Source organism: Alkalihalobacillus bogoriensis ATCC BAA-922, assembly GCF_000621445.1.
Taxonomy (GTDB): Bacteria; Bacillota; Bacilli; order Bacillales; family Bacillaceae_F; genus Bacillus_AO; species Bacillus_AO bogoriense.
Genome location: NZ_JHYI01000013.1, coordinates 96,177 through 122,856, shown reverse-complemented (window position 1 = coordinate 122,856; position 26,680 = coordinate 96,177). Strand labels below are relative to the sequence as shown.

The 26,680-nt window shown below is 36.8% G+C and carries 29 protein-coding genes; 16 read left to right on the top strand and 13 right to left on the bottom strand.

Annotated features, from left to right (window positions below):
• The first annotated feature begins 5 nt into the window (after positions 1-5).
• The 7 genes from T323_RS0106410 to T323_RS26140 all read left to right on the top strand — a co-directional run bounded on the left by T323_RS0106410 (position 6) and on the right by T323_RS26140 (position 8,877).
• Positions 6-1,448, top strand: a complete 1,443-nt coding sequence (locus tag T323_RS0106410) for a sensor histidine kinase (RefSeq protein WP_026672536.1) — start codon at positions 6-8, stop codon at positions 1,446-1,448.
• Positions 1,441-3,018, top strand: coding sequence for a response regulator (locus T323_RS0106405; RefSeq protein WP_026672535.1), 1,578 nt, complete (start codon positions 1,441-1,443; stop codon positions 3,016-3,018). Before T323_RS0106410 ends, T323_RS0106405 begins: the two co-directional genes overlap by 8 nt.
• Positions 3,019-3,392: 374 nt before the next feature.
• A complete protein-coding gene (locus T323_RS0106400) occupies positions 3,393-4,718 on the top strand; it encodes an ABC transporter substrate-binding protein (protein ID WP_026672534.1) in 1,326 nt (441 codons plus the stop codon).
• 119 nt (positions 4,719-4,837) lie between these two features.
• A complete protein-coding gene (locus T323_RS0106395) occupies positions 4,838-5,800 on the top strand; it encodes a carbohydrate ABC transporter permease (protein WP_051556407.1) in 963 nt (320 codons plus the stop codon).
• 2 nt (positions 5,801-5,802) lie between these two features.
• A complete protein-coding gene (locus T323_RS0106390; protein WP_026672532.1) occupies positions 5,803-6,624 on the top strand; it encodes a carbohydrate ABC transporter permease in 822 nt (273 codons plus the stop codon).
• Between the two features lie 312 nt (positions 6,625-6,936).
• Complete coding sequence (locus T323_RS0106385; protein WP_026672531.1) at positions 6,937-7,692, top strand: (S)-benzoin forming benzil reductase; 756 nt, start codon at positions 6,937-6,939, stop codon at positions 7,690-7,692.
• Between the two features lie 72 nt (positions 7,693-7,764).
• Positions 7,765-8,877 (top strand): ATP-binding protein, encoded by a 1,113-nt coding sequence (locus T323_RS26140; RefSeq protein ID WP_035177905.1) that lies wholly within the window; start codon positions 7,765-7,767, stop codon positions 8,875-8,877.
• 52 nt (positions 8,878-8,929) lie between these two features.
• On the opposite strand, the gene T323_RS0106375 is transcribed toward T323_RS26140, so the two are convergent.
• Entirely contained in the window at positions 8,930-10,306 is a 1,377-nt protein-coding gene (locus T323_RS0106375; RefSeq protein WP_026672530.1) for a sodium-dependent transporter, read from the bottom strand.
• Positions 10,307-10,550: 244 nt separating this feature from the next.
• Positions 10,551-11,174: an NAD(P)-dependent oxidoreductase gene (locus T323_RS0106370; protein WP_026672529.1), complete on the bottom strand. Its 624-nt coding sequence runs from the start codon at positions 11,172-11,174 to the stop codon at positions 10,551-10,553.
• Between the two features lie 136 nt (positions 11,175-11,310).
• On the opposite strand from T323_RS0106370, the gene T323_RS0106365 reads away from it, so the two are divergent.
• A complete protein-coding gene (locus tag T323_RS0106365; protein ID WP_026672528.1) occupies positions 11,311-11,520 on the top strand; it encodes an alpha/beta-type small acid-soluble spore protein in 210 nt (69 codons plus the stop codon).
• Between the two features lie 105 nt (positions 11,521-11,625).
• A complete protein-coding gene (locus tag T323_RS0106360; protein WP_035177902.1) occupies positions 11,626-11,880 on the top strand; it encodes a hypothetical protein in 255 nt (84 codons plus the stop codon).
• A gap of 50 nt (positions 11,881-11,930) precedes the next feature.
• Here the strand turns inward: T323_RS0106360 and T323_RS0106355 are convergent, their stop codons facing one another.
• The 3 genes from T323_RS0106355 to T323_RS0106345 all read right to left on the bottom strand — a co-directional run bounded on the left by T323_RS0106355 (position 11,931) and on the right by T323_RS0106345 (position 14,357).
• The gene (locus tag T323_RS0106355) at positions 11,931-13,028 is read right to left on the bottom strand and encodes an ABC transporter ATP-binding protein (protein ID WP_026672526.1); all 1,098 of its coding nucleotides are present in this window, start codon (positions 13,026-13,028) and stop codon (positions 11,931-11,933) included.
• A 115-nt stretch (positions 13,029-13,143) separates the two neighbouring features.
• Positions 13,144-14,046: a PucR family transcriptional regulator gene (locus T323_RS0106350; RefSeq protein ID WP_026672525.1), complete on the bottom strand. Its 903-nt coding sequence runs from the start codon at positions 14,044-14,046 to the stop codon at positions 13,144-13,146.
• 122 nt (positions 14,047-14,168) lie between these two features.
• Positions 14,169-14,357, bottom strand: coding sequence for a hypothetical protein (locus T323_RS0106345; RefSeq protein ID WP_026672524.1), 189 nt, complete (start codon positions 14,355-14,357; stop codon positions 14,169-14,171).
• A 126-nt stretch (positions 14,358-14,483) separates the two neighbouring features.
• On the opposite strand from T323_RS0106345, the gene T323_RS0106340 reads away from it, so the two are divergent.
• Positions 14,484-15,137, top strand: a complete 654-nt coding sequence (locus tag T323_RS0106340; protein WP_026672523.1) for a peroxiredoxin — start codon at positions 14,484-14,486, stop codon at positions 15,135-15,137.
• 215 nt (positions 15,138-15,352) lie between these two features.
• On the opposite strand, the gene T323_RS0106335 is transcribed toward T323_RS0106340, so the two are convergent.
• The 6 genes from T323_RS0106335 to T323_RS0106310 form a co-directional block, all read right to left on the bottom strand.
• Entirely contained in the window at positions 15,353-15,568 is a 216-nt protein-coding gene (locus tag T323_RS0106335) for a YheE family protein (RefSeq protein WP_026672522.1), read from the bottom strand.
• Positions 15,569-15,640: 72 nt separating this feature from the next.
• A complete protein-coding gene (locus T323_RS0106330) occupies positions 15,641-16,129 on the bottom strand; it encodes a hypothetical protein (RefSeq protein WP_026672521.1) in 489 nt (162 codons plus the stop codon).
• A 5-nt stretch (positions 16,130-16,134) separates the two neighbouring features.
• Entirely contained in the window at positions 16,135-17,322 is a 1,188-nt protein-coding gene (locus T323_RS0106325) for a YheC/YheD family endospore coat-associated protein (protein ID WP_026672520.1), read from the bottom strand.
• The gene (locus tag T323_RS0106320) at positions 17,319-18,698 is read right to left on the bottom strand and encodes a YheC/YheD family endospore coat-associated protein (RefSeq protein WP_156942405.1); all 1,380 of its coding nucleotides are present in this window, start codon (positions 18,696-18,698) and stop codon (positions 17,319-17,321) included. Before T323_RS0106320 ends, T323_RS0106325 begins: the two co-directional genes overlap by 4 nt.
• A gap of 6 nt (positions 18,699-18,704) precedes the next feature.
• A complete protein-coding gene (locus T323_RS0106315) occupies positions 18,705-19,757 on the bottom strand; it encodes a YheC/YheD family protein (RefSeq protein ID WP_026672518.1) in 1,053 nt (350 codons plus the stop codon).
• Entirely contained in the window at positions 19,754-21,154 is a 1,401-nt protein-coding gene (locus T323_RS0106310; protein WP_026672517.1) for a YheC/YheD family endospore coat-associated protein, read from the bottom strand. The genes T323_RS0106315 and T323_RS0106310 overlap by 4 nt, the downstream gene beginning before the upstream one ends.
• A 166-nt stretch (positions 21,155-21,320) precedes the next feature.
• Between T323_RS0106310 and T323_RS0106305 the strand changes: the two genes are divergently transcribed.
• The 3 genes from T323_RS0106305 to T323_RS0106295 all read left to right on the top strand — a co-directional run bounded on the left by T323_RS0106305 (position 21,321) and on the right by T323_RS0106295 (position 23,833).
• On the top strand, positions 21,321-22,457 hold the full coding sequence (locus T323_RS0106305) for a DUF445 domain-containing protein (protein WP_026672516.1): 1,137 nt from the start codon (positions 21,321-21,323) through the stop codon (positions 22,455-22,457).
• Between the two features lie 71 nt (positions 22,458-22,528).
• Positions 22,529-22,876 carry a YlbF/YmcA family competence regulator gene (locus tag T323_RS0106300; RefSeq protein ID WP_026672515.1) on the top strand — a complete coding sequence of 116 codons (348 nt, stop codon included), beginning with the start codon at positions 22,529-22,531 and terminating at the stop codon, positions 22,874-22,876.
• Positions 22,877-22,990: 114 nt separating this feature from the next.
• Positions 22,991-23,833: an HAD family hydrolase gene (locus T323_RS0106295; protein WP_026672514.1), complete on the top strand. Its 843-nt coding sequence runs from the start codon at positions 22,991-22,993 to the stop codon at positions 23,831-23,833.
• Between the two features lie 438 nt (positions 23,834-24,271).
• On the opposite strand, the gene T323_RS0106290 is transcribed toward T323_RS0106295, so the two are convergent.
• Entirely contained in the window at positions 24,272-24,454 is a 183-nt protein-coding gene (locus T323_RS0106290) for a YhzD family protein (protein ID WP_026672513.1), read from the bottom strand.
• A gap of 157 nt (positions 24,455-24,611) precedes the next feature.
• On the opposite strand from T323_RS0106290, the gene T323_RS0106285 reads away from it, so the two are divergent.
• The 3 genes from T323_RS0106285 (at position 24,612) to T323_RS0106275 (ending at position 26,161) form a co-directional block, all read left to right on the top strand.
• On the top strand, positions 24,612-24,884 hold the full coding sequence (locus T323_RS0106285; RefSeq protein WP_026672512.1) for a hypothetical protein: 273 nt from the start codon (positions 24,612-24,614) through the stop codon (positions 24,882-24,884).
• A 75-nt stretch (positions 24,885-24,959) separates the two neighbouring features.
• A complete protein-coding gene (gene yidC / locus T323_RS0106280) occupies positions 24,960-25,667 on the top strand; it encodes a membrane protein insertase YidC (RefSeq protein WP_051556417.1) in 708 nt (235 codons plus the stop codon).
• A gap of 113 nt (positions 25,668-25,780) precedes the next feature.
• Positions 25,781-26,161 carry a hypothetical protein gene (locus tag T323_RS0106275; protein WP_026672510.1) on the top strand — a complete coding sequence of 127 codons (381 nt, stop codon included), beginning with the start codon at positions 25,781-25,783 and terminating at the stop codon, positions 26,159-26,161.
• Positions 26,162-26,275: 114 nt separating this feature from the next.
• Here the strand turns inward: T323_RS0106275 and T323_RS26135 are convergent, their stop codons facing one another.
• Positions 26,276-26,671 (bottom strand): hypothetical protein, encoded by a 396-nt coding sequence (locus tag T323_RS26135; RefSeq protein ID WP_035177893.1) that lies wholly within the window; start codon positions 26,669-26,671, stop codon positions 26,276-26,278.
• Between the last annotated feature and the right edge of the window lie 9 nt (positions 26,672-26,680).

Below are 26,680 nucleotides of genomic sequence, written 5' to 3'. Positions count from 1 at the left end.
GATGGATGAATAAAATTAAAACAAAACTCATGCTATTTTTTGTTCTCCTGTTTCTAACTTTAAATAGTCTTTCTCTCTTTTTATTTATTAATCATAAGCAAACAGTAGAGCAATATGATCATATATTAAATCGCTTCTTTTTATTGAATGATATTTCACAAATTTCTAATGAAGCGTATGACTCGATGAATACATATTTAATTAAAAAAACACCTGAAGACTTAGAGCAATTTTATGAAAGTCGACAACAGTTGAAACTCGCTCAAGCTCGTTTAGATACGGAATTAATGAATACGAATAACTATGTCATCGTAAAAAATTATCAACGGATGATTGAAAGTTTAATTGAAGAAAGTGATATGACAATCGGGATGTTTATGAATGAGGAAATTGAACGTTATTCCGTTCGACAAGCAGAATCTTTAAAACTATTAGGATTCATTCAAGAAAATACGTTAAATATTGTTAATGATGAATTAACACAATTTCACTCATATTATGAAGCAATGAATCACCGCAATCACTATATGCAATCGATGGGATTTGCGATGTTTTCGGGAACGTTTTTTATGGGGTTTTTATTTGCGCTCTTGTTTAGTAACGGAATTACAAGACCGATAAATCGTTTAACCGCAGCAGCAAGAGAGATTGCGGGTGGGAAATTAGATGGGAAAGAACTTGTGTCTTATCGGAATGATGAGCTTGGATTTTTAACGTCGACATTTAACAAAATGAGGAAGGACCTTGTGTATTTAGTTAGACAAATTAAAGATAAATCGGAACAAGACAAGTTAGTAAAAGAAATTGAGTTAAAAAGCTTACAAAGTCAAATCAACCCGCATTTTTTATTTAATACATTAAATACAATTGCGAAGCTTGCTTATATCGAAGGTTCTGAAAAGGTGTATCAGCTTATCAATTCGATTTCTAAATTATTACGCTATAATTTAAGCCGAATCGAAGAACCTGTATTGCTAGAAGATGAAATCAAAGTTGTTGAAGAATATTTTTTTATCCAGAAAACCCGCTTTGGGGAACGCGTGAACTTTTCGGTGAATGTAGACTACTCATGTCGTAAATTACGCATACCGATTTTAACGTTACAGCCATTAGTAGAAAATGCCTTTATTCATGGAATTGAACCATTAGAAAAAGAAGGTCATATTGAAATTGAAGCTTATATTGATAATCAAGATGTGTTAATTAAAATTCGTGATAATGGCATTGGAATGACAGACGAAGTTCGTGCATCATTTTTAGACCAAGAGAAAAAGCATGTATCAACTGGACATTCTACAGGGCTTGGCCTTGGCAATGTCATCCGAAGATTACAATTATATTATCAGCGTGAAGATGTGTTTACGATTTATTCTAAAGTACATGACGGGACAGTCATTGAATTGCGGTTACCAAAGTCGAGAATAGAAGGAGATGATGTTGATGTATAAAGTATTGCTTGTCGATGATGAAGTTATTGAAAGGCAAGGGTTACGAAAAATAATAAAAGATCAATTTCCTACTATTGAGATGGAAGAAGCAGAAAATGGACGAAAAGCGATTTTACAAGCTGAACAGTTCCGACCAGATATTGTATTTATGGATATTAAGATGCCTGGGATTGATGGGATTGAAGCAGCAGAAGAAATTATGAAAATGTATCAAACAACAAAAGTCATTATGGTTTCAGCCTTTGACACGTTTGAATATGCAAGACAAGCTATGAAAATTGGGGTAAAGCAATATTTGTTAAAGCCGAGTACAACAGAAGAAATTAAAGAAGCGCTAATGCAAACGATCCGTGAAATTGAACTAGCTCGAGAAAAGCGGAACGAGACATTAGAATTAAAGGATAATTATCGTCGGGCCCTTTCTATCGTGCAATCAAAAGTGATTACGAGTTTATTAGTGGGGGATTCAGAAGCAAAAGATGAATTAGAAGGCGAGGATTGGTTGCGGTTGTATGACCAAACAAGCTTTGTGATTGTCTTGGAGTGTTTGTATGGACATTCGGCGGAAAAGTTAAATGCAGTCGATAAAAAGCAAATGATGACGTTAATACAAACGCAGCTAAATCGTGTATTTCCGAAAGTTTATCTCGGAACATTTCAAATGGACCAAATTCCTGTTCTTGTTCAAATAGGTGATGAGGGAAAAGGAGTCTCGATTAAAAGTCGCACGCTTTTATATGGAAAAGAACTTTTGGAGAAAGCGAAGCGGCTTTCGCCTCAAATTCGAGTGACGATCGGAATTGGCACTCCGTATGATGAAATTGAACAATTTGTACACTCGTACCATGAAGCTTTATTCGCTTTAACACAAGCCCCACGAGACTTTATGTGTGTGTATTATGAACCGTTAAATAACGAGGCAACCTTTCAAACGGATGTTATATATCAGCTTGAAAAGCAGTTAATCGACCAAGTAGTCAAAGGGAATGTTGAGAAAGTGAAAGAGCAATATCGACTCTATATGGATGAACTGTTGGTTCGTTGTGATGGAAAAATAGAGAACGTTAAAGAACATCTATTAGAATTAGTCGTGCTAGTAAGCCGTAAAGTCCATGATATGTATCCCGAAATTATATTACATCGTTCGTTCCTTCAATCAAAATCAATGCTGGAGCTTCAAAAAGGGATGTATGATGAAGTAAAGAGAGTAGCACAAGTCATCGATTCCTTGCACTTTTCTAAAAGCCATGATGTCATCTTTTGTGCACAAGAGTATATAAGCCAGCATTATGAACGAGCAATAACATTAGAGGAAGTTGCCGAAAAAGTGGAATTAAGTCCGCACTACTTTAGTAAAGTGTTTAAAGAAAGGTGCGGCCAATCTTTTATTGATTATGTAACAGAGTTTCGAGTAGAAAAAGCGAAAGAGCTGATGAAGTCAAAGAAACGGAATGTAAAAGAAATATGCTTTGACGTCGGGTATAAAGACCCGAACTATTTCAGTCGTGTGTTTAAAAAAGTGACAGGAATTTCACCAAGCGACTATCGTCACCAACAAATATCGAACTAGCGCTTTGCGATCCTTCTAAAATGCGGAAGGGTCGTTTTTTTGATGGCATCTCGGATAATGTATGAAGGACAAAAGAAGTGAGACAAGAAGAAGAAGTGTCCTTCATCGGAAGGATAGAGGACAAAAGAAGTGAGACGAATGAGGTTTTCAATAGAAGCGAGCATAAAAGGGGACTGTCCTTTATCTGAAAATCACAATATTTTACTAGTAGACATAAATAAATGCTAATAAAAATGAAACGCTTACAATAGTCAAGGAATTGACGTAAAGATGGTAAGCAAGACGTAATATGTTACAGAACCTTTACAAGTTCTTAAAGAGAAAAAGAAGGTACAATCATAATTGTTAACGCTTCCATAAATCGAAAAAGGGGGATGAAATTTATGAAGAACAGATGGTTAGTTTTACTTATGGGTCTAACTTTACTGATGCTTGCGGCGTGTGGAGGAAATGATTCTTCTACAGAACCGACATCGAATGAACCGGCTGGGGATGATACAAAAACAGAAGAACCAGCAGCTGGTGGAACAGAAGGAACGTTAGAAATTTTTAGTTGGTGGACTGGAGCAGGAGAGGAAGATGGATTATTAGCACTCATTGATGTCTTTAATGAGCAATATCCAGAAATCCAGGTTGAAAATGCTGCGGTCGCTGGTGGTGCTGGAACAAATGCAAAAGCTGTACTCGTAAGTCGTATGCAAGGTGGAGATCCACCTTCCACCTTCCAAGTTCATGGAGGAGCAGAGCTAAATGATAGCTGGGTGGCAGCGGAAAAAATGGATAGTTTAACTTCGTTTTTTGAAGAAAATGATTTAGTTGATAAGTTTCCAGCGGATTTAATTGACTTAGTCAGTAAAGACGGAGAAATCTATTCTGTCCCAGTTAATGTCCATCGAGGAAATGTTTTATGGTATAACAAAGAAGTTTTCGATAATTTAGGGTTGGAAGCACCAACAACATTTGATGAATTTTTTGAAGTAGCAGATACATTACAAGAAAATGGAATTACTCCATTAGCCCTTGGTGATCGCGAATCATGGACAGCAACACATTTGTTTGAAAGCATTTTATTAGGTGTCCTCGGAGCGGAAGACTATGAGAAGCTTTGGACAGGGGAAGTTGCCTTTGATGACCAGCGTGTTGTTGAATCAGCTGAGATTTTTGTGAAAATGCTTGAGTATGTTAATGATGACCATAGTGCGCGTAACTGGCAAGATGCTGCTCAATTAGTAGCCGAAGGTGATGCGGCAATGAACGTCATGGGTGATTGGGCAAAAGGTTACTTTGATGGAGTTGGATTAGAAGCTGGTACGGATTATGGATGGGCTCCGACACCGAATTCTGCAGGAACATTTATGGTAGTCACCGATACGTTTGGCTTACCAAAAGGGGTAGACAATCAAGATACAGTGAAACAATTTTTGAAAGTACTTGCTTCAGTTGAAGGGCAAGATGCATTTAATCCACTAAAAGGTTCTATCCCTGCACGCGTTGATGCAGATGTTTCAAAATATGATAGTTATGGTCAAGAGACAATGGAAGATTTTAAATCAGATAGTCTTGCAGCAAGTTTAGCGCACGGTTCTGCGGCAAATGAAGGATTTTTAACAAGAGTCAATGATGCGATGACGATGTTTGTCACGCAGAAAAACGTTGAGTCGTTTATTAGCCAATTGACGAATGCAGCTGGTGAGCTATAAAAAAGAGGAAAGAGAAGGGAAGATTTGATTCTTCCCTTCATTTAAAAGATAAGAAAAGACGCTCCGCGTTTTTCTTATACAAGGGAGATAAGGAATGCGTGTAAAGGGAGAGGGTTGCTATGAAGGTGAATGAACAATTCAATACAGCGACAGAAATTAAACAAAAACGTAAAATCAACTGGAAGAGTGACCGGTTTCTATCTATCCTATTTGTTGCACCTTCGATAATTTTAATCGGGATTTTTGTTTACGGGTTTATCGGTTGGACGGGGTATGTCTCCGTAAGTAATTGGAATTCGATTGTTCAAGACTTATCATTTGCAGGCTTTAAAAACTATACTTACTTATTTAATGATTTTCGCTTCCAGTCAGATATGAGAAATACTTTATTTTTTACCGTTTTATTTATTGGATCAGTGATTATATTAGGTCAGCTACTTGCCATATTAATTGATCAAAATATTCGTGGCGAATCGTTTTTTAGAAACATCTTTTTCTTTCCAATGGCCTTATCTTTTATCGTAACTGGGGTCGTGTGGCAATGGTTATTAAACCCATCAACAGGGGTGAACTTATTTTTAGAAAATTTCGGTGTAAAACCGATGTGGTATATAGATACGACGATTATCCCTTCCTTACAGTGGGGTCATATAGAGTTTGGTATACCAGTGGCCATGATAGCTGTTGTCATTGCAGCTGTATGGCAAATGACAGGATTTGCTGTGGCCATGTATTTAGCAGGGCTACGGGCGATTCCAGAAGATGTTAGAGAAGCGGCACGTGTCGATGGCGCATCTGAAATGCAAATATACAGAAAAGTCATTTTTCCTTTATTAGCTCCAATTACAGTAAGTGTCATTATCGTGATGGCACATATTTCACTGAAAATATTTGATTTAGTTTTTGCCATGACAGGTTCAGGTGCAAATTTTGTAACAGATGTACCTGGAATTTATATGTTTGAAACAACGTTCCGTGGAAATTATTATGCGAATGGTTCGGCCATCGCGATTATTATGCTTCTTTCTGTCGCTATTTTTATCGTACCATACTTAATTAAAAACAGACGGGGGGATGCATAATGATGGCAAAAAAAATAGGAACAAGAACGTTATTGTATACTATTCTATTCATGTTTAGTTTGTTTTTCATTATGCCCTTGTACGTTATGGTTATAACGAGTTTTAAACCGTTTGATGAAGTGACGTTAGCTAATATGTGGAACTTACCATCTGCGCTTGATTTCAGCTCGTATGCGTATGCGTTTGAACGATTAGCACCAAACTTGTTAAATAGCTTATATTTAGTTATTCCTGCCACGATTATCTCAGCATTTGTTGGTTCTATGAATGGGTATGTATTATCAAAGTGGAAGTTCAAAGGGTCAGAATGGGTCTTTACTGCTTTACTGTTTGGGATGTTTATACCTTATCAAAGTATTCTTATTCCATTAATTGAGTTTTTGCGTAATATTGGTCTTTATAATAGTATTTCTGGGTTGATATTTGTTCATGTTGTTTACGGAATTCCGATTACAACACTAATGTTCCGTAACTTTTATGCCAATATTCCAAAAGACTTATTAGAATCCGCGCAAATTGATGGAGCAGGCTTTTTACGAATTTATTGGAAAATTATTATCCCGTTATCGATAACTGGATTTGTTGTCGTCGGGATATGGCAATTTACAAATATATGGAATGAATTTTTATTTGCTGTTAGTATTACGACCAATAAGCAACAACCCGTAATGGTTGCCTTACAAAATTTATCCGGAAGTCAAATTGTAGCATGGAATGTACAAATGGCTGGGGCACTTTTGGCCGCTCTTCCGACGTTATTGGTTTATATCGTCTTAGGAAAATACTTTGTAAGGGGACTTCTAGCAGGGTCTGTCAAAGGATAGAACACTTCATTTTACCTACACAAAAAAATAGGAATTATGTGAAAAGACACATCTTTTGTAAAGATGTGTTTTTTTGCGGAAAATTATAAAGGGAAGTTGCATCTTTTGTCGAACTTTACTTGTACTAAATTTAAGAGAATGCAAGTCTAAAGTAATGAATAAAAAACGCGGGAGCGTCTTTTCTTTCAAGCGAAGTGTAGAGCCTTCGATCTTCTAGAAATAAGCTTTCAAAGCTGCACTGCTATACCAAAATTTTTATAATTTCTTATATGTTAAAAAAAGACAAGAAAAGGTTTCAAGGGGGGATAAAACGTGAAACATATTATTATTACTGGCGCTTCAAGAGGACTTGGATCAGCGCTAACATCAACTTTTATTGAAGCAGGGAACCATCTTTATTGTATTGCGAGGTCAAAAAATGAAGAGCTAATTCAGCATGCTAAAACTAAAAATTGTCGCATAGACTGGTTTCAAGTAGACTTAAGCGATTCTTTGGTTGTAGAAAGCACAATGAAGTCGATTTTTGAACAAATTTGGAAACAAGACGTAGATGAATTGGTGTTAATCAATAATGCAGGTATAGTCCAGCCAATAAAACGAGCAGAGCGATGTACAGCTGAAGAAGTGCAAACACATTTTCACGTGAATTTAGTTGCGCCAATTATTTTAACAGCGACTTTTATTAAAAGTTCGCTATCGTTTAATGGGACAAAGCAAGTGATTAACATCTCTTCTGGAGCAGGAAAACATCCAATTTCTGGCTGGAGTGCATATTGCAGTGCGAAAGCGGGCCTTGATTTATACTCAAGAACAGTAGCATTGGAACAATCTGAAGCGACCTATCCTGTTAAAGTGATGTCATTTTCACCTGGCATTATTGATACGGATATGCAATCGGACATTCGTTCTTCTAGTAAAGATGATTTTGCACAAATTGAAACGTTTATTGATTATAAACAATCTGGACGATTACAAACACCTCTTCAAGTGGCTTCCATTATTAAAAAAGTATTAAGTGATCCTTCTATTGAACAAGGAGTATTGCTTTCTGTCAATGATTTTCAATAACCAAAATTCGCATAGTCTAACTCAATCCATAATGTAAAAAAGCTACATATAAAGCTAAAGGAGTGAGAATGTGTGAGGCTTGAACTTGGTGCACGTGAAAAACTGAATTACTATTTAGAAACAAACAAAAATGATTTGTTAGCAGCGTGGGAAAATAAAATAACAGAGACGATGGAAGATACCCCTCTGTTTCTTTTTGAAAGTGCAAATGCTGTCTATGCACTTGTGCTTTCTTTTATTAAAAACCCTTCTGAACAATTGATTCAACGTTATGCAAAGGAGACCGCTGAAAAAATTGCTGATGCTGATATAAAAGAGGAGAGCTTTGTTTATGGTTCTAACCTTTGTCGAAGTGTCATCTTAGAGTCTTTTGAACAATTAGATGTATCCATTAGCGAGTTTCAAAGTTTAATGCAATCGGTTAATTCGTGTATTGATAAGTTTATCTATAAAGCAATGGCTTTTTCTTCAGAGAGGAAATTAATGAACATAGGGGAAAGAGAGACGATCGTTGAACAATCACATAAAGACCGACTTTCTCTACTAGGAAAAATGTCGTCGAGTTTCGTTCATGAATTTAGAAACCCACTCACGGCAGTAATGGGATTTGTGAAATTATTAAAGGAAGATCAATATGATCCTCGTTATTTAGATATTATTACACATGAGTTGGATCAATTAAATTTTAGAATTACTCAATTTTTACTCGCCTCAAAAAGAGAAGCTTCATCCGTGCAGAAAAAAGAATTATTTCAAGTGAAAAAGCTGTTTACTGAAATTATTGAGTTTTTGTATCCAAGCATTGTTGATGGTGATGTTATTGTAGAAACCGAAATTGATAATTCAGTGTATTTACAAGGTTATCGAGAAGAAATCCGTCAAGTTTATATCAATTTAATTATGAATTCTATTGATGCACTTTATTTAATAAAATCAAACCGAACAATAGTAATTACTGTAAAATATAAAGAAGAGGATATCGTTATTTCTGTAAAAAACAATGGTCCTGCTATTGCACCCTCTGTAATGAAAACGATATTTGAGCCCTTTTTCACTACAAAAAAAATGGGGACGGGAATTGGTCTTTACGTCAGTAAACGGATTATAGAAAAGCATCAGGGTACGATAACATGCGAGTCGAATGATGAACAAACGGTGTTTACAACAACATATCAACAGCAATAAAAAAACAGCTTCCTAGCTAAGAGCTAGGAAACTGTTTTTTTGTTTGTTTTTCTTATCCAAAAACTCCAATTGAGCTTAAGAATACGAAGATAATTCCAATTGGTGCAACGTAACGAAGAAGGAATAACCAAAGGTTGCCTAGTACAGTGTTACCAAAGTCAGAATCTTTAAGTGCGTCTGCTTTCTTAAAGCCCCAACCCATAAATAACGCGATAATTAATCCACCAAGTGGTAAGAAGATATTTGACGCAATAAAGTCAACAGAATCAATAAAGTCAAGGTCACCAAACCCTACACCAGCAAGGACACCTTGGCTTAATGCAGAAGGGATACCGAATAAGAAAATGATTCCCCCAACGATAAGTGAAGCTTGCTTACGAGACCAGTTGAATTTGCGAATGAAATAAGCGACGGCAACTTCTAATAGCGATACAGCTGATGTTAATGCAGCAGCAGCTAATAAGAAGAAGAACAAAATACCGAATATGCCACCTAAAGCAAAGCTATCGAATACATCAGGCATAACAACGAACACTAACCCTGGACCTGCAGCTGGATCAATTCCGAATGCAAATACAGCAGGGAAAATCATTAAACCAGCAATAATCGCAAATAATGTATCTAATGTTGCTACACTTGCAGCAGCACCTGGTAAGCTTTCTTTTGAAGACAAATAACTACCATATGTTATTAATGCACCCATCCCTAAACTTAAAGAGAAAAACGCTTGACCTAATGCTGCAAGATATATGTTAGGATTTGCTAAGGCAGACCAGTCAGGAGAGAAAAGGAAAGCTAAACCTTCACTTGCTCCACCTAATGTTAAACCATAAACAGAAAGAACAATAATTAAAATCCCTAATAAAGGCATTAAAATTTTGTTTGCACGTTCAATTCCTTTTTTAACTCCAACAAATACGATTCCGATTGTTAGAGCCATAAAGATAAACTGCCAAACAATTGGTTGGAATGAACCAGAAATAAATTCTCCAAAGAATGCACCGTAACCATCAGTTGGAGCTGACCATAAGTTACCAGTAAGATAATTTAAAAGATAGTATAAAATCCATCCAGCAATAACGCCGTAAAATGATAAAATCATGAATGCTGAAGCCACACCCATAATCCCGGCAATTTTCCAAGGTTCCCCTGGAGCTAACCTTTCATTTCCTGGTGAAAGCTTTTCAAAAGAACCTACCGCATCACTTTGACCTTTACGTCCGATAGTGAACTCAGCCATTACAATTGGTAAACCAATGAGTAAAATCATGGCAATGTAAATAACTAAAAATGCTGCACCACCATTTTCCCCTGCTACATAAGAGAAGCGCCAAACGTTTCCTAAACCTACTGCAGATCCCATTGCTGCTAAAATAAACCCAACTCGTGAAGCCCACTGTTCTCTAGGTTGATTAGATGATTGACTCACATTTTTTCCCCCTTTAAAAAAAGAATATATAATTGTCTGATTTAATATACCACAAAAGTTTAAAGATTTGTATACTATTTTCTGAAAAAAGAAACAATTATAAAAATATTTTTTATTTCCTTTCGTGGTTTAACGCGGAGAAACGTCATGCTATTTTATATCTTCAGTAAAAATACATTCTACAAAAATAAGCTAATGACTCCATTAATTCAGAATAAAAAACTTGTGTACAATATTAAGGTTATTAATAAGAAATTCCAACGCGAGATCGGATAAAGCGGGCATCATTAAGTTGGGAAAAGGCAAATTCAGCTGTATCTGGAACCGATATTTCTTTTCCACCGATAGGTAATACATTTTTTTCAACACGATATTTTCCTGTGTAAATGCCATCTGGTAAATATGTAGGACACACGATTGTCCACTCTAAGCAAGTCTTTTGTAGGGCTTGAAAAGCTTTTAAGTGGTCATTTGCCGCTTTTGTACTTTTTCTTTTTGATTCACTTGTTTGAAATCGATATTTCCCTTCTTCAGTGCGACTGTTTAAAATACCAGCCGTGCCAATGGAGATAAATCGTGAAATCTGATGGTGTTCCATTGCTTTTATTATAGAAGGCATTGATTTTGACAATGTGTCAGAGCGATCCGTCCCAAGAGAACTAAAGATAACATCTATTCCTTTGCAAGCTTCCATGACGTCGGTTTCATGTAATACATTTCCTTGAAAAATACGTAAAGGGGAAGGAGTAGACGAGAGAAGTTTTGTTTCATTTCGTAAAAATGCGGTGACATGGTACCCAGCTTGAATACCTAATGTGAGGAGCTGTTGACCAACTCGGCCTGTAGAACCGAAGATTAAAATGTTCATTGTTACGTTCCTTTCATTACAGAGACTGTTTTTTACATTATCATAAACAAACTTTTTTTGCCACTTATTTCTAATGAATTGTTTGAATAAGAATCTAATTATTTCACAAACTATGCTTACAAAGGGAGGTGATCACATGCCAACAAACAACAGCAACAACTCAAACCAACTTCTAGTACCTGGAGTACAGCAAGCGCTTGACCAAATGAAGTATGAGATCGCTCAAGAATTTGGAGTACAACTTGGACCAGACGCAACTTCTCGTGCGAATGGTTCTGTAGGTGGAGAAATCACAAAGCGCCTAGTTCAAATGGCTGAACAACAAATGGGCGGATATCAACAATAATTAAAATAGATATGGCTGAAGAAGAGGTGGATTTCCACCTCTTCTTTTCATGTTTTCGGATAGAACAGGACATACTGTAAATAAAACGACGGGGGAGAGACTTTGATGGAGTACGTATGTCCGTTATGTAATGGATTAAAAATGGTTGACATTACATGTCCTCAATGTCAATCGAATATGGAAGACCGAGGGAAAGTCATGGATTTATTTGACGATTATAGCCCATATATTGAAATTGAAGGGTTAAAACAAATCGATGGGATTCAAAACGACAAACAAAATCATGAGTGTCCTCATATTTTTGTTTGTAGTGAATGTGGGAAAGACGTAATGCATATTGTAAAAGAGTGGAGAAAATAATTAATAAGAAGAGCAGCTTGGTTAAACAAGCTGCTCTTCTTATTAATATATTAACGAATACGTTTTTCAGTTTCAGGGTCAAAGAAATGACATTTGTTCATATCTAATGCAAGGTCGATTGTATCACCGTTTTTCACATCGGTACGAGAATCAACACGAGCAATAATGTCTTGCCCTTCAAGAGTTGTGTATAACATTGTTTCTGCCCCTAAAAGTTCAGCAACGTCAATTTTGGCGCTAAGCTTTGTATCTGGTGAAGACTCGATGAATACCAATTCATCATGAATATCTTCTGGACGAATTCCTAAAATAATTTCTTTTCCTACGAAACCTTGTTCACGAAGGATTTTGATTTTACCTTCTGGAATTTTAATGTTACGGTTACTAATTTTAAATGTATCTCCTTCAATTGTGCCTGTTAAGAAGTTCATAGCAGGGGAACCAATGAAACCACCAACAAATACATTTTCAGGGAAGTCATATACTTCTTTTGGAGAACCAACTTGTTGAATAAAGCCATCTTTCATAATAACAATGCGTGTTGCCATCGTCATCGCTTCTGTTTGGTCATGCGTTACATAAATCGTTGTTGATTGAAGACGTTGGTGTAGTTTTGTAATTTCAGCACGCATTTGAACACGAAGCTTTGCATCTAAGTTAGAAAGCGGCTCATCCATTAAGAATACTTGTGGGTCACGTACAATCGCACGTCCTAACGCAACACGCTGACGCTGACCACCAGACATTGCTTTTGGTTTACGGTCTAACATTTCTTCTAGACCAAGAATTTTTGCAGCTTCACGAACACGTCTGTCAATTTCATCTTTTTTGAACTTACGAAGCTTTAAACCAAATGCCATATTGTCATAAACATTCATATGTGGATAAAGGGCATAGTTTTGGAATACCATCGCAATGTCACGGTCTTTAGGAGCAACATCATTCATACGTTTGTCACCGATATATAAGTCACCTTTTGTAATGTCTTCAAGTCCTGCGATCATACGAAGCGTTGTTGATTTTCCACAACCTGATGGACCAACGAAAACAATAAACTCTTTGTCACTGATGTCAAGATTAAAGTCAGATACAGCGGTTACATCACCATCATAAATTTTATAAATATGGTTTAATTTAATTTCAGCCATTGTAATTGCCTCCTTGTTATTCAATCAATTTATGGTCTTATTGTAACCCTTTTCATTTTAGTAGACTAGTGTCACGGTGCACAAAAAAGCTTATCCAATTTGTGCACCGTAACCATTATTTTTGATAACTTTGATGAACAAGTAGGGCAAGATAAACAATCGTCGCTTCTTGGAATTGTTTAATATCATAATTTGTCTTTTCGATAAACTTATCAACACGATACTGCAAACTGTTTCGGTGCATAAAGAGCTGCTTGGCTGCTAATGTTGTATTTAAATTACAAGCGAAATACGTTTGAATACTTGTTAAAAGCTCTTTATCTTCTTTCACATCTTTGAGAACATGAGTGGAAAATTGCTGTAATTGATTTTCTGGTACATGTTGCAAAAGTAAAAAAGGTGTAGCTTCAAAAGAAGTGAATACAGATTGTTTAGGTAAATACTTTCTCACAGTTTGAAAGCATTTTCGTTCCCAAAGAAAGTTATCTTGGATTAAGTTTGCATCTGTTTGAATTTCACCAATAAAAAAAGATAAGTTTAAATAAAAGTCGGAAATTAATGCGGCACAAAGCTCTGAATAATCAATTTCATCTTCATGTTCTTCAAGCTTTTCAATAATAACCCCTTGAGAAGGATCTTCCCATATGATGATTTGATTTGCTGAATGAATGGTCGTTAACGCAGCTTGAAAGGCTTCTTGGTCTCCTATTCCATCGTTTGATTTAAAATGAATGAACCGAAAAGGCAAATTCGGGTGTGGCGGAGTATCCGTTGTAGATGTTCGATCAAACAAAAAAGAAGTCCATTCTTTTTCGAGCGGAGATAAAAATGATTTTCCAGGAGAGAAAGGAGTTAAAAATAAGCTAAGAAGTTGTAATTCACCTTCTGGAATTTTATTTTTATGAAAACCTATAATGTCATCTTGTTCTGTGGTGTACCAGATAATATTTGAATCTTGCTTTGGAGTAGACGCTGTAATAACAGCGTCCCCGTATTTCGCTATAAGTTTGTTAATCATACATCATGTATCCTTTCGACAAACAATTTCTTGTACTCATATTATCAGAAAACAAAGAAGATGTCTCAACTCGTCTTAGAAGACTGTTGAGACATCCTATACACTTATTGTAGTTTTTTTAATTAGGCATTTTCACCGTCAACATGATGAGGTGGTTCTTCATCTTCTAATGGCCTTGCTTCTTCAATTAACCCCGAATCTTCTTCCATATTCACGGTTCCGCCACCGAGGCCATCGTCAATCATTCTTTCGATATCTACAAATTTACGATCTCTTCCTTCATTAGGGACATCTTTTCTTCCTTTTGCCATGTTCATCACTCCTTTATTATTACTGTTTCTTTTTCTCCCTTTTTTATGCAAAACTCGAGTCGTTCACACTTTTGTCGGATGAAGAATACAATAGAACGTCTGAAAGTTGGGTGAGGAGGAATTCAGATGAACAGTTCAAACGTAACAATCGGAAGTGAGTTTCCATCTATTCATGTGCAAACGACACAAGGTAAAATGATGCTGCCGGATCACTATAAAGGAAAATGGATTTTGTTTTTTAGTCATCCTGCTGACTTTACTCCTGTTTGTACAACGGAATTTGTTTCATATGCGCTCCATCAACATCAGTTTGAGCAAATGAATTGTGAATTAATTGGCTTATCGATCGATTCTGTGTTTTCTCATATGAAATGGATAGAATGGATTCGGGACAACATGGGGGTTACGATTACGTTTCCGATTATTGCAGATCCTTTAGGGGAGATATCCAAGCAATTAGGAATATTAGAATCAACAAAAACAACTTCCGTAAGAGCAGTTTTTCTTGTTGACCCAAAAGGGAGAGTTAGGTTGCAGCTTCATTACCCACCTGAAGTGGGCCGAAATACAGAGGAAATATTGCGTGCGCTCTTTGCACTACAAACAGCAGATGAACATAAATTATCGATGCCAGCAAACTGGCCTGATAATGAATTAATCGGTAAAAAGGGGCTCCTTTCTCCACCAAGTTCAGTTGAAAAAGTCCAAAAACGACTTGAAAATACAGGTGACTACGAATGTTTAGATTGGTGGTTTTGTTATCAAAACATAAAGGAATAAAAAAGACGTCAGCGCAAAAAGGTTTTTCCTCGTTTGCGCTGACGTTTTTTTAAAAAGGAGAGAAAGAAAAATTTTGGTATAGCAGTGAAGCTTAGAAAAGAGCGAAGGCTGCCCAAGATGAGCACTTTGGGTTCACTGTTAAAAATGGGCAGGGCTCGATACTTCGCTTGAAACGAATATCGGAATACATGTCCGTTACGACAACAGCATGTTTTTTAGTGATCTTCATACACATGGTACAACATTAAATCATGAACTTGCAGCTCTAATTTTCTGCGGTCATCATCTGTTTTTGGGAGGGTGTGCCATTCTATTGAGCCGTCTTTAAAGTACGTGCCGCGATAGTATGTCCCTTCAAAAAAAAATGAAATTTCCCATTCTTGACGAACTAGATTGTTTCTTAGTTCTTTCCATTGAAAGTGAGAAAGCATAACAGACCTCCATATCCTTTGTTTGTATGTATCATACAATAACAAGAATAAGAATGCTAGAAAACGGCGGTGCTACCCGCCGTTTTCACAGATGAATTCTTCGTCGTCGACAATATCACTGCTATGCCAGTGTCCACCCCCGAACCATAACATCGTCTGGCCTTGTTCTTTGGCGTATCGGAAGGCAACAAAACCAGCATCGATTGCTGCTTTTATAAAGGTAGTCGCATCACAAGGGATTTTATAATAACAAACATTTAAATCCGATTTCATGTTTTCAAGGAGAATGGAACCGATAGATGTTTCTTTATAATTTGGTGCAATGAGCAACACCGATTCTTTTGTACCGTATTCAACGACCGCAAAAACCGCGATTAGTTTCCCGTCCCAAAAAGCAAGTTTGATGGAATTTCCGCGTTGAACTAAATGATGTTTTCGTAAGTGATACATCCAACGATAGCAGTTTGGCTTCTTTGCTTTTCTTTCATATCGCTTTACAAATTGAAGTAGAACTCGACCGTACTTTTCCCAATTGTCCGGAGTTACTGTCACGATTCTCATCTCATTCACTCCTCTTGTAAAAAAAGACTTTGTTCATAAAAAAGCGTAATTAAATTTTGAAGTCCTTTTTGCTGTATTTTTGGTTCATCAAAAATCATCGGTTTAGCATTAACCTCAAATATCCAGTAATGTCCCTGTTTATCCTGACCAATGTCCATTGAAAATTCACCGATATTACCATATTCATGTTGGAGGACACCGGCGACCTGTTTAGCGATTAGTGCAACTTGTGCTTTATCAAGTGTTGAATCGATTTGAGACAAAGAAAGAATTTGACCACCTTGAGGGACGTGGGTCGTAATACTTTCTGTCCCGGCACAGCGGATTCCGATTCCTGTAAGATGCCATTGATTGGAATGGAATTGTACATGAACGCGAAAATCATAAGGCCGATTTTGGTAAGTCGGCAAGGAAATCGCTTGTTGTAAAATAAAATCATTTTTTTTAAATAATGGCGATAGTTTCTCCCACGTCTGTTGTAAAGATTTTAGTTTTCTTTGAAACTGATTTGTTCGTAATGTAATCGTTTCATCAAGATTTAATTGAAGCAGCATAATTCCGGAACCTTTATTACCATAGATTGGCTTTAGATAAGTAGTTTGATTGGTTTGTATAAAATGTTCAAACCTAGCTTTATCTGTTATTTTTATTGTCTGTGGGACATGTTGCTTTATATTCGGATTGTTTGCAAAAAGGCGATATGTTTCCCATTTATTAAAAAAATGAGGATTAAACATCGGAATTTGCTTCTCTTTAATCCATTGAAACGTTTTTCTCATCTGTTCATGCTGTTCTTGTTTCACGGTGGCCACTCGGTTATAAATCATGTTTGGAAGCGGAGTCGTAGCCCTTACCCATTTTTCTTCGTTACTGTTGTACACATAGCCATCAATCTGATCATGTTGTATTCCGAACGGTGTAAAAACGATGATAAGTCCACCCGTTTGCTGGAGTTGTTTGTGAATCCGGATAAATGTGTCTCGATTCCCAACAAAGGATTTTGTTTTGTGCGCACTCGTTAAAAATCCAACAATCGGTCCAATTCGTTTTTGCTGTTTTTTCATTTGAACAGAAAATAATGCATCTTCCCTGTTTAAGGAAGGTAGGGGGAGTTGATTGTTCCCCCAGGTAAGAAGCTCATTTGTTTCGAGTAGTCCAAAAGAGCGCTTTTTTTGTTCATAATACAATTTCATTGTTGAAACAGACGGTCTGGTTTTGTGATCGATTCATTAGCAAGGTAAACAGCATACGAAAGGGGAAGTTGTCTCGAGAGTAAATCATCATAACGCATCTTCTTGTGTTTGAAAATCGTTCGACCAGGCTTAGAGTTTGCTTCAAACATCCAAATATGACCGTCTTGATCTAACCCTAAGTCAAAGCCGATTTCTCCAATAAATCCATCTATAGATGAATCTAACTTTTCACTTAACGTGAGGGCAGCGCTTTTTAATTGCTCTAGTTGCTTTTTTGTAATATGGGTTTCTTGAAGAGCTTCTGAAATGCTTTTTATTTCTCCACCGCTTTTAATATGAGTCGTGACACTCCCGATACCTGCTATTTTGGCAGCGAGTGCACTCACTTGCCACTTCCCGAATTGGTCTTTATTAGTATGAATACGGAAATCGACTGGGTTGTTTTTGTACTTTAATAAATGAATCCCTTGTTGCACGATGAATCGGTCAAAGCCATCTGGAAATTGTTTTTTCACAAGCCGCTCTAAACTAGAATATCGACGTAATCGGTTTGTATCGCCATCTCTAAAACGACAATAATAGTATGGTTCATCTTCTAGCTTAATGATTTGATGAATCCCAAGGCCAAGGCTACCGTTCGTTGGCTTACAATAGACGTGCGAATGATGTTTGAGTAATGCTTCAATTTCTGCTGTTGTAGGATTTAAAATGCTTTCAGGCATAAACGGTTTTGTTTCAGGATGAACAACAAGCTTTTGATGAACCTCCCATTTATCAAAAAATCCAGGGTTAAACCACGGAATTAAATAGTTTTTTTGAAAATTATCTTTGATTTCTTTAAATGTCTCTAAGTTTTCTGTTTTTCGATTTGGTAGTCTATCATAGATGACATTTGGGAATGGAACGGTCACTTGTTTCCATCCTTCCTCTGTGTAGAAGAAACCATCAATCGTTGCTTGCTCCCAGTTAATATGGTGATGACCAAAAACAAAATAATAGGAACCAACTTGTCGCTCAGCGAGAAGCAATTTCGCAAAAAACATCGAACGTTCTCCTAAAGGACGTAAAGGAGAGTTCACAAATCCTGCTGTGAAAATCCCAACTAACGGACCTAAATAAAGCGTCGATTGATTTTCAATCACATATACGAGCTGTTCATGTGGAATATGAAACATCTCCCACAGATCACTTGAAAGTAAAAATTCATCTTTTAATTCTGGGTGTGGGGCAACACGACAAGGAAATGCTTGCGACCCAAAAGAAAGTTCACTTGGAAACTGTTGGGTGGATACCCATTTTCGAAACATTTGCTCGGGAACATAAAATGTCTTTGTAGATTCCTGTTTTTTACGAATATATAATGGCTTCATTTCCATTACGCTTCACTCCTTATGTTGAACAAATTCATTCGAATGAGATAAATACTGAATATAGGATAAGAGAGTAGAAATATAGCTCTCTTTTCTTTCTAAATCACGAAATAATATTTTTCGACCTGGTTTTGAATTTACTTCTAGAATCCAAGCTTTTCCGTTATGATCGATTCCAACATCAATTCCAAGGTCAAACAGAGGGAGAAAATAGGATTCTAATTGCAATGGAACCGTCTTGATTATATTTGCAAGAGCCGCATTGAGGTGTTGCCAGTTTTCTTTTGACCACATCGTTTTCATATTTTGAAAGGGAACGATGGTTGCCCCTTGAGAAAGATTCGCAACAAAATGATTTTGTACACCTTTACGAAACGCTTTGGCTGCTTCAACCCATTGACCGTCTTTATTTTTGTGTAAGTAGATTCGTAAATCCAATGGTGAACCATTTCTAATTAAAGGTAATAATGGTTGGAAAATAAACTGGTTTTTCAAATCAAGACAAAGCTTCCTTCCTTCTTCTTCACTCATCGTTTGAAGGGAGGATGGCTGTTCGGTTGTTTTCAAGAAGTATCGGTCGTCTTTTTTTGTAAGGATGATAATCCCTTTTCCTTGTGCCCCTGCAATTGGTTTGATAATAACAGAACGCTCTTTAGTTATGGTGTTTTTCATAATGTCCCAATCTTCAACGAGATAAGTGGAAGGCAGATATGGGATGATAGAAGCATTTTTTTGTAAGGCTTTATAAACGACCCACTTATTAGGTAACCCATACCCAATAAAAGGAACCTTTTTTTTAAACGATAACACCCGTGTTGCATATTTTTCATAAAACGTTTGCGTTGGATAAAAGCATCGGTCATAGATAAAATCTAAACGATTAATTTTTACTTTGACCCAGCAGTTATTTATCCACTGTTCTCCATAGATTTGATTCTCTTCTACCATATGAAATGGTGAGAACCGAAAGACATGAATGTCATAATCAGCAGCTTTTTTTGCTATCGATAAAACGAGTTCTTCTTCTTGCTTTAAATGTGTGAGTAGAATGCCTAAATGAATCATTCTTCCCCTTCACCTTTCGTCTCACTCACTTTTGTTTTACGAAGCTTCGGAAAAGAAGATAAAGAATAGGCAAAGCGTACAATGGACTTTGCTGAAGGGCGGATTGTTGCTTCTTCTTGCTCAGTTACGTATTGTTTTGAAGGTTTTGTATTGATTTCAATTATCCATGGAAATTGATTTTTATCTAGACCAATATCAATCCCGAATTCTCCAAACAAGCCCTCGGCTTCTTCACTTAAATAATGAGCACATTCTGTAGCCAGTTCATCCATTAATTTTTTTATATGACTCACTTCCTCTCCAGGAAAAAGCTGCTTGAGCAAGCGATGAACAGGCATCATCTCAGCACCTTGTGAAACATTGGCGACAAATCTTTGGTCAGTAGATACTCTGCCAACAGTGGAAATCGACTTCCAGATGTTTTCTAAATTTTGAATACATAGTACTCTGAAATCAACAGCGTTCCCGCCAATCGATACAAACTGAATGCCTTGCTGAATTAGATAAGGACGTTTTTTGATTTTTTTTTGAATCCAAACAAATAACTGTAGCATCGTTTGAAACTCTCGTTTTTCATTTTTGGATGAATATGTGACGGAAAAGACTTCACCTTCTTTACTAATTTTATAAATGCCTTTTCCTTGACTACCATGAATGGGTTTTACAAAGACGACTGGATACGTAAGTAACATTTCTTCTAGCTCTTGGATGGAAAATCGCCTTGTGTCAGGTAAGAAAGGCTGAATCTCTTCAAATGGTAGTAATAATTCATGGCTTTCCCATTTGGAAAGAAATCTCGTATTAAAATAAGGAATTTGATTATCTGTAAAAAACTGGAACGAGTTTTGGGTGTCCTCGCTGCGCTCCTTGCTCCTTGAACCGATGCGATTATAGACGACATCCGGTATTGGAAGTGAATGAGATGACCATTCCCCACATTCATACAAAAAACCAGTTTGAAGTTGTTTTTCATTTGGTTGTTGAACATGAAATACGTAAAATAGAAAATGATTTTTTTCTGCAAATTGAGCCATTTCTTCGCAAAACTGAGTCATGTTACCAAATGGGTTTTCTTCATTTAATGATGGTTGCACTAAAACAGCCATTACGGGGCCTAATAACATGACTTGTTCTTTCGCATGATAAGATATTCGTATTCGACAATGGTTAGGCATCCCGATTTCTTCAAATAAGCACGAAGAAGCCTCTAATTTTAAATCTTCCTCTTCAAAAGTATGAGGTACACAATCGACTTCGACTTCGTTCATCCCACAAACTAATGTGAGCGTCTGATAATACGGAATATCCCAATGCTTCATTAGCTCAGCAGAAAGAAGAACTTGATTGTTCGAAAGCTCATCATTCATATGACACGTTATGAGTTGAATTCGAGTCATTTTTGCTTCCCCGTTTCTTCTGCAAACTGTAATTTCGTCTTTTTCTTTTCAAATGAGGTAAAGTTGTTTAGAATAATCACGTACTTGTTAAATTAGGCAAGTGCTGATAGAGCATACTATGTGAATCAGTTTCAATATGTGAATGGCAGTTTGAGGAGGCCTTTTTATGAATACGTTTCTACTATTAATCATGATGATGACAATTGGTGCTGTGATCGGGGGGGTTACGAACTCGTTAGCAATAAAGATGCTTTTTCGTCCTTACCGCCCGATTTATATAGGACGGTTTCGGGTTCCTTTTACACCAGGATTAATTCCAAAGCGACGTGGTGAGTTAGCAGAACAGTTAGGGAAAATGGTCGTTACCCATCTATTGACAGCAGAGGGGATTCAGAAAAAACTAACGGATTCAATGTTTCGAACAGAAATGACAGCTTGGGCAGAAGAAGAAATAAAACGGTTATTACATGCTGATGGAACTCTTGAACAATTTGCATCAGATTATTTAGGAGTGGATGAATTACGGAATTTAGCTGAGTCAAAGACAGAGCGTATGCTAACTGAAAAATGGACGGAATTAAAAGAACAGCTTTCTGATAAAGAGCTTTCGGAAGTGTTACCAGTACGATGGCAAGAAAAAATAGAAGAGAAACTCCCTGTAATCGCAGATATGATTACACAAAAAGGAGCAGAGTATTTTCAAAGTCAAGAGGGCAAAGAACGACTGAGTATCATGATCGATCGGTTTCTTGTTGGTAAAGGAACATTAGGGAATATGATTTCGATGTTTTTAGGACAAGACCGTCTCGTTGATAAAGTTCAACCTGAAATTATAAAATTTCTGCAAGACAAAGGGGCAAGAGATTTAATTGTGACGTTGTTAGGAAGAGAATGGTCGAAGTTAAAAGCAAAGAAAATGAATTCTTTTTACGAGTTTATAACGGACGATGATATAGTACCAATCGTTCAAAATATACTGGTCACAAACATCCCTGTGTATAACTGGCTCAATAAACCAGTGAAAGAGTGGGCCCCTGCATATGAGGATACAATCGTTCAGATGATTCCGAAAGCAGTTCTAGTTTTTGCTAAACTGATAACAGACCGAATTGAAATGTTACTGAAAAAACTACATTTAGAAGATGTAGTGAAAACACAAGTAGAAACGTTTGCTGTTGCAAGGCTAGAAGAGCTAGTGTTGTCGATTTCAAAAAGAGAATTTAAAATGATTACGTACTTAGGAGCTTTATTAGGTGGGCTTATTGGAATTGTTCAAGGAATTATTGTTCTTTTTTTAAGTTAATGGTCATATAGCGTGAAATTCAATCGATAACATGGTATAGTCGGGAAGACTAATTTTAAGGAGGCCTTTCGATGGCGAATTTATATGACAAAGCACGTGATTTAGGAAATACACTTCGTGACAGCGAGGAATTTCAACAGTTAAAAGCTCTTTATGACCAAGTGAAACAAGATGAAGTATCAAACCGTATGTTAGAAAACTTCCGTAATTTACAAATGGAGCTTCAACAAAAGCAAATGCAAGGTATTCAAATTACAGAAGAAGAAGCGATTCAAGCACAACAGCAGTTTGAGCTTGTACAGCAACATGAATTAATTTCTCAATTAATGGAAGCTGAACAAAAGTTAAGTGTGATTGTTGGTGATGTAAGCCGAATTATTACAGAGCCATTAGAAGATTTATACGGAAAACCAGAATAAGACAAATTATACTTACTGTTCTAATTGCATCCCCTTCTTCATAGTCTTAACTATAAAACAATCACGTGGTTGGCTTGTTGTTGATTACGTATGACTATGAAAAGGGGGATCATTGTGACTTATCGTATGTTAGCATTATCTATTGATGGAACCCTATTACGATCGAATTCGCGTCTTAGTCGACAGACAAAAGATGCGATTGAGTATGTGAAAGACAAAGGGGTCTATGTAACATTAGCGACTGAGCGTCCATTTCCAGCTGCAGCAAAAGTGGCCAAGGCGCTTAAAGTAGACAATTTCTTAGTTACTCATGATGGCGCATTTATTGCTTCTGATGTAGAGGAGCCACTTTTTACGAAAAAATTACATGAAGACAAAACATTTCATATTGCTGAGATTTTGGAAAACTACAAATGTCATGTGAGATTGTTACACGAGAATTTTTCGATTGGAAATAAAGTCCGTCAAAAAGGACAGTTGATTGCCAAAATGACGATCGGTATTCAAGACCCACTTTATTATCCAGTAACATTTGTGGATTCTATTTGCAACTATTTATCCGAAAATCCTGTTGCACCACCGAAAATTCAAGCGCAATTTTTTGAGAAAACAGAAGCGATTTCTGCTCTTGAAGAATTGAAAAAAGAAGTCCCTGGCATTGAAGTGACAATGACACAGGACGGTCGCCTTGATATTGTTTCATTTGGAATTTCAAAAACACGAGGGATTCAAGTGTTAGGGCATCATTTAGGAATTTCATTAGAAGAAACGGTTGTCATTGGTGCAGGAGTGAACGACATTGATATGATCACTCAAGCAGGTCTTGGAGTAGCGATGGGAAATGCGCCACAACAAGTGAAAGATGCGGCTGATTGGATTACACGATCGAATAACATGCATGGTGTAGCCTATATGGTAAAAGAAGTGTTCCGTAAACAATTAAAAGTCAATATATAATGTAAAAAAGATGGTGCGATTGCATCATCTTTTTTTTAAAGATAGGAAAGTTTAAAAAATATGGTATAGAAGCGAAGCTTCGAAGGCTGCGCACCTGCGCGTTTCACCCCAAGAAGAGCACTTGGGGTTCACTGTCAAAAGCGGGCAGGGCTCCGCACTTCGCTTGAAACGAAAAGACGCTCCCGCGTTTTTCTTTATGTTGTTTATGGTAATGAAGCGGTCATGAAAACCGTTATCTGTGAACATTGCTAGCGTTTTGGAAAGTTGGTGGACACAGGAGCAGTTAATCATAATATCTCGCTAGGAATAGAGTGGCTTTTGCGCAAATAAGAGCTCCTGTGGCCGCTAAAAAACGGAAACCTGTATCATGTTCACAAATAACGGCTTCTCTGACCGCAAAGTGTGTCGTTACATTAGTCGAAAATCTTCGTATTTCCATTAACGATGAAACAACAGTAACTTTCCAGCGCAAGTAAGACGATGAGTGCGAGAACTTAAGTTTTCTTCTTCTAATCGTTTTTCACCTTTTGCTTTTGCCTCTTCATCTGATGCCGCTTCGAATGTTTCCTCTAATAATGTCTCTCCGGATGGATCATACGCAGTTAAAAAATATTGCTTCATTTTATATCTCCCCCGTTTTGTTATAAAAAATGAATGACTATTCATATTGTAAGTTGAATACACGAGAGAAGCAAGAAAAAAATCATGATCTGAAAAATAGACTAACCCTATTTTATATGGTAAACTTCAAATCATACTAAGGAAGGGAGGGGATGGATTGTTAACAGAATTAACGCTTGATATTCCGATTATGTGGCTATTTATAGGAATGTCATTTGTTTATGTTATCGCAATATTTCAACGGAATGTCATGTATCATTCGTATTGTTATAAATATGAACGATGGATACATCATGAAGTGAAACAAGACCTACATGTTCAAGAACCTAGGTTATCTTTCCGTTGGACAACATTTTGCCAGCGAAAAATCCCTTCCCTTACGGATAAAAGCCATAGTGATGAAGAAGACCGTTCCCCTTGTGTTTATTAATGTAAAACAAACACACAAGGAGGAAAAAAAGTGGGACAACAGCAAAAATGGATTGGTTTTAGTTTACTCATTGTCATGATTTTTTTATTAGGAGGTTGTGGAGTAACCGCTGAACCAATTACTGCAGAATCAACAGGGATATGGAACCATTATTTTGTCTTTCCATTATCATGGTTTATTATTTTTATAGCACAGCTATTTGATGGCAATTATGGTGTATCGATTATTTTTGTCACGATTATTATACGTTTAGCGATCTTACCTTTAACGTTAAAGCAAAATAAAAGTAGTAAGGCCATGCAAGCGTTAAAACCTGAAATGGAAGAGTTACGACAAAAATACGACATGAAAAAACCAGAAGAACAACAAAAGATGCAGCAAGAAATGATGTCGTTGTATCAAAAACATGGTGTAAATCCTTTAGCAGGATGTTTACCGATTTTCATTCAAATGCCGATTTTAATGGCGTTTTACTTTGCGATTATGAGGACAGAAGAAATTGCGAAACATTCGTTTCTTTGGTTCGATTTAGGGGCACCAGACCCTTTCTACTTGTTACCAATTATTGCTGCAGGAACAACTTTTCTACAAAGTCGGATGACGATGCATACGTTACCTGAAAATATGAGAATCATGCTTTACATTATGCCCGCGATGATTTTATTTGCTGGACTAGCTATGCCATCGGCTCTCACATTATATTGGGTTATCGGAAATATCTTTATGATTATTCAAACCTATTTCCTATACGGGAAACAGCGTCAAGTTGAAGTAAATGCATAAGTAAAAAAGCGGAGATGACTTTCATTATGTCATCTCCTCTTTTTATTTCCGTACGCACCATTTGCCTATCGTCCGAATAGGATGGGAGTGTAAATCGTGGAGGAGGTGCACTTATGCATCAAATGCATAATATGAAATCACTATGTCAGCAATACGTAAACCAACCCGTTGTTATTCAAACAAATGATCAACAAGTACATCAAGGAATTATTGAATATGTCGATGATGAAATGGTTTATTTAATGGTTCCAGACGAAGGCGATATAAGCCATCACGGAGGTCAATACCGGTCACATGATGATCATTCAAGGTTTGGTGGTGTTCCTGCCTATGGTGTACCACCATACGGAATGCCACCGTACGGTTTCCCGCCTTATGGTTTTCCAGGCTATGGTTTCCCAGGGTACGGATGGTATCGTCCAAGACCGTTTCGCCGGTTAGCATTACCATTAGCGGCTCTAACGGCAGTATCGTTATTACCATTTGTCTTTTAAAAAGGGATGGAGCGGAATATATGTCTTGTGTCAATTATTACGGACATATATTTCGCTATTATCTCCGGTTTTTCATTTCTAGTGTTTGGTAAACAAATAATCTAATATTCCATCTTAATTGCTTTTCCTCACATCCATATATGCATGAAATACGTCTATACTCACGGTTTCTAACACGACTTTTTCGTGGTTAAAAAGAACAACGGTCGGTAAAGAATCTTTTGGTCTATGCACGGGAGGAATAAGTTCCTTTTCTTTTGTGATGTCAATGATATAAGGTTGCTCGTTTTGGATATCATGAATAAAAGGAAGGGATGTGTTCACATCTTCCATGAGTAAATCTATAAACATCTCATTTTCAAGTTCATCACTATTATAAAAAATATAAAGAGCTAACTCACCTTCATTTTCAGCGGCAAATTTCGAAACAAAGTCTTCTTCGTTAAGAGTATTGGGAGAACAAGCAACACTACATAGGAGGAAAAAAAGAAAAGATAATCGTCTGACCATCACGTGACC